Origin of the sequence: Blastococcus atacamensis, assembly GCF_002938425.1 — a bacterium.
Taxonomy (GTDB): Bacteria; Actinomycetota; Actinomycetes; order Mycobacteriales; family Geodermatophilaceae; genus Blastococcus; species Blastococcus atacamensis.
This window is the reverse complement of record NZ_POQU01000110.1, coordinates 1-10251: the sequence shown is the minus strand read 5'-3', so window position 1 is coordinate 10251 and position 10251 is coordinate 1. Positions and strand designations below refer to the sequence as shown.

Here is a 10251-nt window from a genome sequence, read left to right as displayed (position 1 = left end):
CGCCCGCCCTGAGCGCTCGCCCGGCACGGTCTAAGCTGCGATCCGTGACGATTGCACCGGCGCCCATCGTGAGTCGGCCCAGCCCGGCTCACGTGGTCGAGAAGGGCTCGCGGCTGTCGAACCTGCTGCGGACCACCGACCACAAGACCATCGGTCTGATGTACCTGACCGTCTCGTTCGCCTACTTCATCCTGGGCGGGCTGATGGCCATGCTCATCCGTGGTGAGCTGGGCCGCCCGGGCCTGCAGCTGCTCTCGCCCGAGCAGTACAACCAGCTCGTGACCATGCACGGCACGGTCATGCTGCTGATGTTCGCGACGCCACTGTTCTTCGCGTTCGCCAACCTGATCATGCCGCTGCAGATCGGGTCGCCCGACGTCGCCTTCCCGCGGCTGAACGCGTTCTCGTTCTGGCTGTTCTTCTTCGGCAGCCTCATCGCGGTCTCGGGCTTCCTGACCCCCGGTGGAGCCGCCGACTTCGGCTGGTACGCCTACGCGCCGCTGTCCGACGCCGTGCACAGCCCGGGTGCCGGCGCGAACATGTGGTTCGCCGGCCTGGCCGTCAGCGGTCTGGGCACGATCCTGGGCGCGGTCAACTTCATCGCCACGATCGTCTGCCTGCGCGCGCCGGGGATGACCCTGTTCCGGATGCCGATCTTCACCTGGAACACGCTGGTCACCAGCGTGCTCGTGCTGTTCGCCTTCCCGATCCTGACCGCGGCGATCATGGCCATGCTGGCCGACCGCAACCTCGGGGCGCTCGTCTACTCGGACGAGAACGGCGGGCCCATGCTGTGGCAGCACCTGTTCTGGTTCTTCGGTCACCCCGAGGTCTACATCATCGCGCTGCCGTTCTTCGGCATCGTCACCGAGGTGATCCCGGTCTTCTCCCGCAAGCCGTTGTTCGGCTACAAGGGCATGGTCTTCGCGACGCTGTCGATCGCGGCCCTCTCGGTCGCCGTGTGGGCCCACCACATGTTCGCGACCGGCGCGGTCCTGCTGCCGTTCTTCGCGTTCATGACCTACCTGATCGCGGTGCCGACCGGCATCAAGTTCTTCAACTGGCTGGGCACCATGTGGCGGGGTCAGATGACCTTCGAGACGCCCATGCTCTTCTCGGTCGGCTTCATGGTGACCTTCCTGCTGGGTGGCCTCACCGGTGTGCTGCTGGCCAGCCCGCCGCTGGACTTCCACGTCAACGACAGCTACTTCGTCGTAGCGCACTTCCACTACGTGGTGTTCGGCACCGTCGTCTTCGCCGCCTACGCCGGCGTCTACTTCTGGTTCCCGAAGATGTGCGGCCGGATGATGGACGAGCGGCTGGGCAAGCTCCAGTTCTGGCTGACGTTCATCGGCTTCCACGGCACGTTCCTCATCCAGCACTGGCTGGGCGCCGAGGGCATGCCCCGCCGGTACGTCGACTACGTGGCCACCGACGGCTTCACGACCATGCACACCATCTCGACGATCTTCTCGTTCGTGCTGGGTGCGGCCACGATCCCGTTCGTCTACAACGTCGTGAAGTCGTGGAAGTACGGCAAGCTCGCCGTGCGCGACGACCCGTGGGGCCACGGCAACTCGCTGGAGTGGGCCACGTCCTCCCCGCCCCCGCGGCACAACTTCGTCGAGATCCCGAAGATCCGCTCGGAGCGGCCCGCCTTCGAGGCGCACTACCCCCACCTGCTCGAGCGCCTGCAGGACGAGGCGCACGCCGGCAAGCGGCACAAGCCGTACGCCGGTGTCAGCGAGATCGGCGCGACCGGCGGCCCCCGCCAGGGCCCGAACGACCCCGACCCCACGTGATCGCCGCCGGCCCGCGAGCCGGCCGAGACCGATGACGGACGCCCCGTCGGCCACCCGGCCGGCGGGGCGTCCGCCGTTCGTGAGGGGGTGCGGCGGTCCGCGTCTGCCCGCGCTCCGGGGGGCCGGACCGGAGACGGGAGCCCGTGCGGCACGATGACGCCGTGTCGCCCGATCCTCCGCACCGCGAGCTCTCGACTCCCCGGCCGACCACGGCGCAGGCGGTGCTCACCATCACCGGCGCCGACCGCCCGGGTGTCACCGCGCGCCTGTTCGCCGGGCTCGCGGACAGCGGGGGACCGGCGGTCGAGATCCTCGACGTCGAGCAGGTCGTCGTGCACGGCCACCTGGTGCTCGGCGTCGTCGTCGGTGCGCTCGGGAACGGCGGGTCAGCGGTCGAGGACGCCGAGCTGCTCGACCACCTGCAGGCGGTGGCCAGCGACGTCGCGGCCGCCGTCGGACTCCGCGTCGAGGTGGAGTCGGCCGGCGGCCCGACCGCGCCGACCGCTCCCGGCCGGCCGCACCACGTGATCGTGCTGGGCCGGCCGGTGCCCCCCGAGGCGGTGGCCGGAGCGGCCCGGGCCGTGGCCGGGATCGGCGGCAACATCGACGCGATCCGTCGGCTGTCGGACTTCCCGGTCACCAGCTTCGAGCTGACCGTCTCCGGCGCGGAGGCCACCGCACTGCGCACGGCGCTGGCCTCCGTGGCCAGCGAGACCGGCGCCGACATCGCCGTCGAGCAGGTCGGCCTGGCCCGGCGCAGCAAGCGGCTGATCGTGCTGGACGTCGACTCCACGCTGGTCCGCGGTGAGGTCATCGACGAGCTCGCCGCGCGGGCGGGGCGGGCGGCGGAGGTCGCGCGGATCACCGCGGCGGCCATGAACGGCGAGCTGGACTTTTCGGAGTCGCTGCGTGCGCGGGTGGCGGTCCTGGCCGGCCTGCCGGAAGAGGTGCTCGACGAGGTCCGGGAGCACCTCGTCCTGACGCCGGGGGCGCGCACCCTCATCCGCACGTTGCAGCGGCTCGGCTTCCGCTGTGGCATCGTCAGCGGCGGCTTCACCCAGATCACCGACCCGTTGGCCGAGAGCCTGGGCCTGGACTTCGCGGCGGCCAACACGCTGGAGGTCGTCGACGGGCGGCTCACCGGCGGGCTGGTGGGCGAAATCGTCGACCGGCCGGGGAAAGCGCGGGCCCTCATCCGGTTCGCCGACCAGTACGGCATCCCGCTGGACCAGACGGTCGCGGTGGGCGACGGCGCCAACGACCTCGACATGCTGAACACCGCCGGTCTGGGCATCGCCTTCAACGCCAAGCCGTTCGTGCGGGAGCAGGCGCACACGGCGCTCAACCAGCCCTACCTGGACGCCGTCCTGCAGGTGCTCGGCTTCACCCGCGACGAGGTCCTCGACGCGGCACCCTGATGATCAGGTGACCTGATCGTCAAGGGTCCTGGATCAGCGGGGGTGGTGAGCCAGGACCCCACCAGGTGAGCCAGGACGTCCGGCATCCCCCTCAGGGCTGCGGAACCGAGCCCACCAGGACGATCCCGGCGGTGCGCAGCTGGTCCAGCGCCGCCTCGACCGTCCCCTCGGCGACGCCGGCGGTGAGCGGCAGCAGCACGCGGGTGGCGAAGCCCGCGCCGACGGCGTCCAGGGCCGTGGCCCGCACGCAGTGGTCGGTGGCGATCCCGACCACGTCCACGGCGTCCACGCCCCGGGCGCGCAGCCAGTCGGCGAGGCCGGTGCCCTCCGCCGCGCCCTCGAAGCCGGAGTAGGCCGCGGCGTACTCGCCCTTGTCGAACACCGCCTCGATCGGACCGCGGTCCAGCGCCGGGTGCAGCTCGACGCCGCCGGTGCCCACGACGCAGTGTTCCGGCCAGGTCTCCGCGAAGTCCGGAGCGGCGGCGAAGTGGTCCCCGGGGTCGATGTGGTGGTCCCGGGTGGCGACGACATGGGCGTACTCGCCCGCCGAGGCGCGCACGTGCTCGGTCACCGCGGCCGCGACGGCGGCCCCGCCGGCGACGGCCAGGCTGCCGCCCTCGCAGAAGTCGTTCTGCACGTCCACGACGATCAGTGCGCGGGTCATGGTGGGTTCCTCCGTCGAGCGCCGGTCGGTGTCACGAGGTCACGGTCTCCAGGGCGGGCTCGCCGCGGGAGAGCGCCCAGCCCTCGGCCGGCAGCGCCTCCTTGACCCGCTCGTGGTGCGCACGGGCGTGGCGGAGTGCCTCGGCGGGGGAGACGTCGGCGCAGGCCCGGCCGTTCCGCACGAGCGGGAGCAGCAGCTCCCGGTCGCCGGCGCGGGGCTCGACCGGTGCGTCGCTGACCACCTCGGCGGTCGCGGTGCCGTCGGGGCCGTGGCGGCGGACGGCGCGCTTGCGGCCGCCCACCGAGTTCTTCCCCTCCGACCGCTTGGCCACCGGGACGCCGTCGCGCTCGACCAGCTTGTAGACCATGCCGGCCGTGGGCGCGCCCGACCCGGTGACCAGCGAGGTGCCGACGCCGTAGCCGTCGACGGGGGCCGCCATGAGACCGGCGATCGCGTACTCGTCGAGGTCGCTGGTGACGATCACCCGGGTGGACGTCGCCCCGAGCTCGTCGAGCAGCTGGCGGGCGCGGGTGGCCAGGGTGGGCAGGTCGCCGGAGTCCAGCCGGATGCCGCCCAGCTCCGGGCCGGCCACTTCGACGGCGGTGCGGATGCCCTGCTCGACGTCGTAGGTGTCCACGAGCAGCGTCGTCCCGACCCCCAGGGCGTCGACCTGGGCCCGGAACGCCGAGCGCTCGTCGTCGTGCAACAGGGTGAAGGCGTGCGCGCTGGTCCCGGTCGTCGGGACGCCGTAGCGGCGGCCGGCCTCCAGGTTGGAGCTGGCGTCGAAGCCCACCAGGTGCGCGGCACGGGCGGCGGCGACCGCAGCCTCCTCGTGCGTGCGCCGGGAGCCCATCTCGATGCAGGGCCGCTCGCAGGCGGCGGCGACCATGCGCGCCGCCGCGGAGGCGATCGCCGAGTCGTGGTTGAGGATCGACAGCGCGAGCGTCTCCAGGAGCACGCCCTCGGCGAAGGACGCCCGCACGGTCAGGACGGGGGATCCGGGGAAGTACAGGTCGCCCTCGGCGTAGCCGTCGATGTCCCCGGTGAAGCGGAAGCCGGCCAGCCAGTCCAGCAGCCGCTGGTCGGTCAGGCCCTGCGCGCGCAGGGTGGCCAGCTCGTCGTCGCCGAAGCGGAAGCCGGGCAGCGCCTCCAGCAGCCGGCCGGTGCCGGCGAGCACGCCGTAGCGGCGGCCGTGCGGAAGGCGGCGGGCGAAGACCTCGAAGACGCAGTTCCGGGTCGCCGTGCCGTCGGCGAGGGCGGCGGCCAGCATCGTCAGCTCGTAGCGATCGGTGAACAGCGCGGTAGCCGTCGGCATGGCACCGGAGCCTAGGCGGCGCGGGGTGCGCGGGCCGAGCCGCGTTCTAAGGTGGACCCGTGGCCGGACCCCTCGCGCCGACATGGACGCCCGACACCTCCGTCGAGGAGCACGGTGACCTCGACCGTCCGTGGGTGACGATCGTGTGGAACGACCCGGTCAACCTCATGAACTACGTGACCTTCGTGCTGCAGGAGCTTTTCGGCTACGACGAGGCGAAGGCGACCGAGCTCATGCTCCAGGTGCACCACGAGGGCCGGGCGATCGTCAGCTCCGGCCCGCGGGAGCGGATGGAGCACGACACCAGCCGGCTGCACGCCTACGGCCTGTGGGCCAGTTACCAGAAGGACTCATGAAGCCGTTCCGGGCACGGCAGGGAGCGATCGTCGCGCGGCTGGACCGGGCCGAGGCCGGCATCGTCGGGCTGCTGCTCGACCAGCTCGAGCAGCTGCTGGCCGCCGACGCCGACGACGTCGCGGGCGACCCGGTGCTCGATCGGCTGTTCCCGCCGGGGCACCGCTCGGACCGGGAGATGGCCGAGGACTACCGGGAGCTGACCGAGGAGTCGCTGCGCGGGGGCAAGGCCGACGACCTGGCCACGGTCCGCGCCACCCTGCCGGCCGACGGCGGAGAGGTCCGGCTGGACCTCGACCAGGCCGGCGCCTGGCTGCGCACCAGCAACGACCTGCGGCTGGCGCTCGGGACCCGGCTGGACATCACCGAGGACTCCGAGCCACCGGAGGAGATCGCCGACGAGACCGACCACCAGTTGGCGGTCTACTACTGGCTCACCGCCGTGCAGGGCTCGCTCGTCGACGCGCTGGTCGCCGGTCGTGCCGGCCGAAGGTGAGCAGCACCAGCGCCGCCACCAGCAGGTCGAGGGCGAAGAGCACGTAGACCATGCCGTGCATCTCGACGTCGACCACCAGGACGCCGACCGTCGACACGAGCACCACGGCCGAGATGACGAACAGCAGCAGCAGGAGCAGGACCCGCAGCACCACGATCACGATCACCGAGGCGCGATCGCCGGGCTCGGCCGCGCTGTAGCCGCGGTGCCGGAAGAGTCCCCGGGCCCCCAGGGCGAGGGCTGGTAGCGCCAGCAGCACGACACCGGCGATCAGCAGCGAGGGGACCAACACGACGGCGACCGTATCGGATGAAGGACCTCCTGCTCCCCGCCCCTCGCGGGCTCGGGGCGGGACCCTGCAGGGTGCCGGAGGCGCGCGCATAGACTGGCGCCGTGCTGCGCATCGACCGCGCGACCTACGACGCCATCGTGGCCCACGCCCGGACGGATCATCCGGACGAGGCGTGCGGTGTCGTCGCCGGTCCCGAGGGGACCGATCGCCCCGAGCGCGTGATCCCGATGCTGAACGCGGCGCGGTCGCCGACGTTCTACGAGTTCGACACCGCGGACCTGCTGAAGCTGTACCGCGACCTCGACGACCGGGACGAGTGGGCCGTCGTCGTCTACCACTCGCACACCGCCACCGAGGCCTACCCGTCGCGCACCGACATCGGCTACGCCTCGGGCCCCGCCGCGGACCCGCGGACCCACTACGTCCTCGTCTCCACCCGGCACCACGGTCCGCAGACCGGGCTGGCCGACGACGAGGTCGAGTTCCGCAGCTACCGCATCGTCGACGGGGAGGTGTCGGAGGAGGAGGTCGAGATCGTCGAGACCCACCTGTTCGGGCACACGCCGACGACCGTCGTCTACGACTGAACGCCTCACCCTCCGGGCCCCGTCCGGAATGCCGCGCGCCGGGCGCGCGTTCGGGCAACCAGACGCACCACCGCTGCCTCGCAGCGATCCCCTGACATCCATCTCCCGAGGAGAACCACGCCATGGCCATCGAGGTCCGGATCCCGACCATCCTGCGTACCCACACCGGCGGCAACAAGACCGTCGACGGCAGCGGGGACACCCTGGCCGCGCTGATCGACGACCTCGACAGCAAGCACTCGGGCCTGAAGAACCGCCTGGTCACCGAGGAGGGCAAGCTGCACCGATTCGTCAACGTCTACGTCAACGACGAGGACGTGCGCTTCACCGGCGCCCTGGACACCCAGGTCAAGGACGGCGACTCGGTGACGATCCTCCCGGCGGTCGCGGGCGGCTGCTGAGCGGCTCCGCGCTCCCGCCCCTCGCCCCCGTTCCTGGAAGAGTTCACATGGCCCGCTTCGCCTCTCTCGTCGACTCCCTCGGCGGCACCCCGCTGGTGGGGCTGCCGAACCTCTCGCCGACGCCGGACGTGCGTCTGTGGGCCAAGCTCGAGGACCACAACCCCACGGGCTCCATCAAGGACCGTGCCGCGATCAGGATGATCGAGGCCGCCGAGAAGGAGGGGCTGCTGCAGCCGGGCTCGACCATCCTCGAGCCGACCAGCGGAAACACCGGCATCTCGCTGGCGATGGTGGCCCGGCAGCGTGGGTACAAGCTGATCTGCGTCATGCCGGAGAACACCTCGGTCGAGCGGCGCCAGCTGCTGGAGATGTACGGCGCGCAAATCATCCCCTCGCCGGCCGCCGGTGGCTCCAACCAGGCCGTGGCGATGGCCAAGGAGCTGGCTGCGGAGCACGACGACTGGGTGATGCTCTACCAGTACGGCAACCCCGGTAACGCGCTCGCGCACTACGAGGGGACGGCGCCGGAGATCCTGGCCGACCTGCCGTCGATCACCCACTTCGTGGCCGGCCTCGGGACGACGGGCACGCTCATGGGCTGCTCGCGCTACTTTCGCGAGCACAAGCCGGGCGTGCAGGTGATCGCCGCCGAGCCGCGCTACGGCGAGCTGGTGTACGGCCTGCGCAACATCGACGAGGGTTTCATCCCGGAGCTCTACGACGCCTCGCTGCTGGACTCCCGTTTCTCGGTGGGCCCGGACGACGCCATCCACCGCACCCGCCAGCTCGTCGAGCGCGAGGGCATCTTCGCGGGCATCTCGACCGGCGCGATCCTGCACGCGGCCCTGGGCATCGCGGACAAGGAGGTGGCGGCCGGACGCTCGGCCGACATCGTCTTCGTCGTCTGCGACGGCGGCTGGAAGTACCTGTCGACCGGTGCCTACGCCGGGACTCTCGAGGAGGCGACCTCCGCGCTGGAGGGTCAGCTCTGGGCCTGATGCCCCGCTCCCGCTGCCGGAGCACGCCGGTCGGTCCCCGGCACGCCGGACCGGGACCCAGGAAGAGGCCCTCGAGCTGCTGGACGGCTGACGGGCATCCGCACCGACCGCTCGTGGCTGCTCGAGACCCCGCGCCGGACGTGGAGCGGCCCGGGCGTCGCGCGCGGGTGACGGCGGGGGCGGCGCCGCGCAACCGTCGGGGGCGCGGGCTAGCCTGACCGGCGACATGGGGACGCAGCCAGGAGCCGACGCACCGATCGGCATCTTCGACTCGGGCGTCGGTGGGCTGACCGTCGCCCGGGCGGTGCTCGACCAGCTGCCCAACGAGTCGGTGCGCTACATCGGCGACACCGCGAACGGCCCGTACGGGCCGCTGCCCATCGCCGAGGTGCGCCGGCACTCCCTCGCCGTCATGGACGACCTCGTGTCCGACGGCGTGAAGATGCTCGTGGTGGCCTGCAACTCCGCCAGCGCCGCCTCGCTGCGCGACGCCCGGGAGCGCTACGACGTCCCCGTGGTGGAGGTCGTGCTGCCCGCCGCCCGCCGGGCCATCTCGGCCACCCGCAACGGCCGGATCGGCGTGATCGGCACCCAGGCCACAGTCACCAGCGGCGCCTACGACGACGCGTTCGCCGCGGCTCCCGACGTCACGGTCACCTCTGCGGCCTGCCCGAGCTTCGTCGACTTCGTCGAGCGCGGGGTGACCAGCGGCCGCCAGCTCGTCGGGCTGGCGCAGTCCTACCTGGACCCGCTGCTGGCGGCCGGGGTCGACACCGTCGTCCTGGGGTGCACGCACTACCCGCTGCTCACCGGCGTCATCTCCCTGGTCATGGGCGAGGACGTCACGCTCGTCTCCAGCGCCGAGGAGACGGCCAAGGACGTGTACCGGGTGCTCACCCGGACCGACCTGCTCCGTGCCGAGGACGCCGCACCGCCACGGCACGCCTTCCTCGCCACCGGCGACCCCGAGCCGTTCGCCCGGCTGGGTCGCCGGTTCCTGGGGCCCGAGGTGGGCGCGGTGCTGCGCGCAGGAACGGTGGGTGCCGCATGAAGCTGACCGTCATCGGCTGCTGCGGCAGCGGGCCCGGGCCGGACTCGCCGGCGTCGAGCTACCTGGTCGAGCACGACGGCTTCCGGCTGGTGCTGGACCTGGGCAGCGGAGCGTTCGGCGCCCTGCAGGGCATCGTCGACCCGGGCACGGTCGACGCCGTCTTCCTCTCCCACCTGCACGCCGACCACTGCCTGGACGTCGCGCCGTTCGTGGTCTGGGGCCGCTACTCGGGGCGGTCCTCGGGTTCGCTCGTGCCGCTGTACGCGCCGGTCGGCGCCGAGCGGCGCCTGGCCCTGGCCTACGACATGGACGGCGAGGCGCTCACCGACGTCTTCGACTTCATCCCGGTGGGGCCGGGGGCCTTCCGGCTCGGGCCGTTCGAGGTCCAGCTGGCGCGCACCGCGCACCCCGTCGAGTGCTACGCCATCCGGCTGACCGCCGGCGGCCGGTCGCTGGTCTACACCGGTGACACGGGGCCCAGCGACCAGGTGGTGGAGCTGGCGCGAGGTGCCGACGTGCTGCTCGCCGAGGCCGCGCACCCCGACAACGCCCGCGACCAGCCGCCGGGGCTGCACCTCACCGGGCGGCAGGCGGCCGAGCACGCGGCGGCGGCGGGTGTGCAGCGGTTGCTGCTCACCCACATCCCGCCGTGGGTGGACCACATCGGGCAGCTCTTCGCGGCCAGTTCCGTGTTCCCCGAGACCGAGCTGGTGCGCGCGAAGGCGTCCTACGAGATCTAGAAGCTGTATCTTATACAGATCTTACGCTGCCGACGAAGAGTATAGTGAAGATTAAGGAGTACACAGATAACTCAAACAAAAAAAAAACGACACAAAAAAGAAAAAAGAAAACAAAAAAGACATAATAAAAATA

12 protein-coding genes are annotated in these 10251 nt (G+C 71.6%); 9 read left to right on the top strand and 3 right to left on the bottom strand.

Features of this window, described 5'->3' with window-relative positions; genetic code table 11:
* The first annotated feature begins 44 nt into the window (after positions 1 to 44).
* Together ctaD and serB are read left to right on the top strand one after the other, a co-directional pair.
* Positions 45 to 1802: an aa3-type cytochrome oxidase subunit I gene (gene ctaD, locus C5508_RS17895; protein ID WP_104526282.1), complete on the top strand. Its 1758-nt coding sequence runs from the start codon at positions 45 to 47 to the stop codon at positions 1800 to 1802.
* A gap of 161 nt (positions 1803 to 1963) precedes the next feature.
* Positions 1964 to 3220, top strand: a complete 1257-nt coding sequence (gene serB, locus C5508_RS17890; protein WP_104526283.1) for a phosphoserine phosphatase SerB — start codon at positions 1964 to 1966, stop codon at positions 3218 to 3220.
* Between the two features lie 91 nt (positions 3221 to 3311).
* Here the strand turns inward: serB and C5508_RS17885 are convergent, their stop codons facing one another.
* Positions 3312 to 3884, bottom strand: a complete 573-nt coding sequence (locus tag C5508_RS17885) for an isochorismatase family protein (protein WP_104526281.1) — start codon at positions 3882 to 3884, stop codon at positions 3312 to 3314.
* 31 nt (positions 3885 to 3915) lie between these two features.
* Positions 3916 to 5199: a nicotinate phosphoribosyltransferase gene (locus tag C5508_RS17880; RefSeq protein ID WP_104526280.1), complete on the bottom strand. Its 1284-nt coding sequence runs from the start codon at positions 5197 to 5199 to the stop codon at positions 3916 to 3918.
* A gap of 59 nt (positions 5200 to 5258) precedes the next feature.
* Between C5508_RS17880 and clpS the strand changes: the two genes are divergently transcribed.
* Positions 5259 to 5555: an ATP-dependent Clp protease adapter ClpS gene (clpS, locus tag C5508_RS17875; RefSeq protein WP_104526279.1), complete on the top strand. Its 297-nt coding sequence runs from the start codon at positions 5259 to 5261 to the stop codon at positions 5553 to 5555.
* On the top strand, positions 5552 to 6049 hold the full coding sequence (locus C5508_RS17870; protein WP_104526278.1) for a DUF2017 family protein: 498 nt from the start codon (positions 5552 to 5554) through the stop codon (positions 6047 to 6049). Before clpS ends, C5508_RS17870 begins: the two co-directional genes overlap by 4 nt.
* Here the strand turns inward: C5508_RS17870 and C5508_RS17865 are convergent.
* Positions 5988 to 6341 (bottom strand): hypothetical protein, encoded by a 354-nt coding sequence (locus C5508_RS17865; RefSeq protein ID WP_104526277.1) that lies wholly within the window; start codon positions 6339 to 6341, stop codon positions 5988 to 5990. The genes C5508_RS17870 and C5508_RS17865 overlap by 62 nt on opposite strands.
* A gap of 101 nt (positions 6342 to 6442) precedes the next feature.
* On the opposite strand from C5508_RS17865, the gene C5508_RS17860 reads away from it, so the two are divergent.
* From C5508_RS17860 to C5508_RS17840, 5 genes are all read left to right on the top strand, one after another.
* On the top strand, positions 6443 to 6928 hold the full coding sequence (locus tag C5508_RS17860; protein WP_104526276.1) for a Mov34/MPN/PAD-1 family protein: 486 nt from the start codon (positions 6443 to 6445) through the stop codon (positions 6926 to 6928).
* Positions 6929 to 7050: 122 nt separating this feature from the next.
* Positions 7051 to 7329 carry a MoaD/ThiS family protein gene (locus tag C5508_RS17855; RefSeq protein WP_104526275.1) on the top strand — a complete coding sequence of 93 codons (279 nt, stop codon included), beginning with the start codon at positions 7051 to 7053 and terminating at the stop codon, positions 7327 to 7329.
* Between the two features lie 47 nt (positions 7330 to 7376).
* Positions 7377 to 8327, top strand: a complete 951-nt coding sequence (locus C5508_RS17850; protein ID WP_104526274.1) for a PLP-dependent cysteine synthase family protein — start codon at positions 7377 to 7379, stop codon at positions 8325 to 8327.
* Between the two features lie 226 nt (positions 8328 to 8553).
* Entirely contained in the window at positions 8554 to 9378 is an 825-nt protein-coding gene (gene murI, locus C5508_RS17845; protein ID WP_104526273.1) for a glutamate racemase, read from the top strand.
* On the top strand, positions 9375 to 10118 hold the full coding sequence (locus C5508_RS17840) for an MBL fold metallo-hydrolase (RefSeq protein WP_104526272.1): 744 nt from the start codon (positions 9375 to 9377) through the stop codon (positions 10116 to 10118). Before murI ends, C5508_RS17840 begins: the two co-directional genes overlap by 4 nt.
* The last annotated feature ends 133 nt before the right edge of the window (positions 10119 to 10251 follow it).

Coding starts and splice junctions, on each gene's coding strand:
- C5508_RS17885 (WP_104526281.1), bottom strand. CDS start 3,884: ATGACCCGCGCACTGATCGTCGTGGACGTGCAGAACGACTTCTGCGAG.
- C5508_RS17880 (WP_104526280.1), bottom strand. CDS start 5,199: ATGCCGACGGCTACCGCGCTGTTCACCGATCGCTACGAGCTGACGATG.
- C5508_RS17870 (WP_104526278.1), top strand. CDS start 5,552: ATGAAGCCGTTCCGGGCACGGCAGGGAGCGATCGTCGCGCGGCTGGAC.
- C5508_RS17855 (WP_104526275.1), top strand. CDS start 7,051: ATGGCCATCGAGGTCCGGATCCCGACCATCCTGCGTACCCACACCGGC.
- C5508_RS17850 (WP_104526274.1), top strand. CDS start 7,377: ATGGCCCGCTTCGCCTCTCTCGTCGACTCCCTCGGCGGCACCCCGCTG.
- murI (WP_104526273.1), top strand. CDS start 8,554: ATGGGGACGCAGCCAGGAGCCGACGCACCGATCGGCATCTTCGACTCG.
- C5508_RS17840 (WP_104526272.1), top strand. CDS start 9,375: ATGAAGCTGACCGTCATCGGCTGCTGCGGCAGCGGGCCCGGGCCGGAC.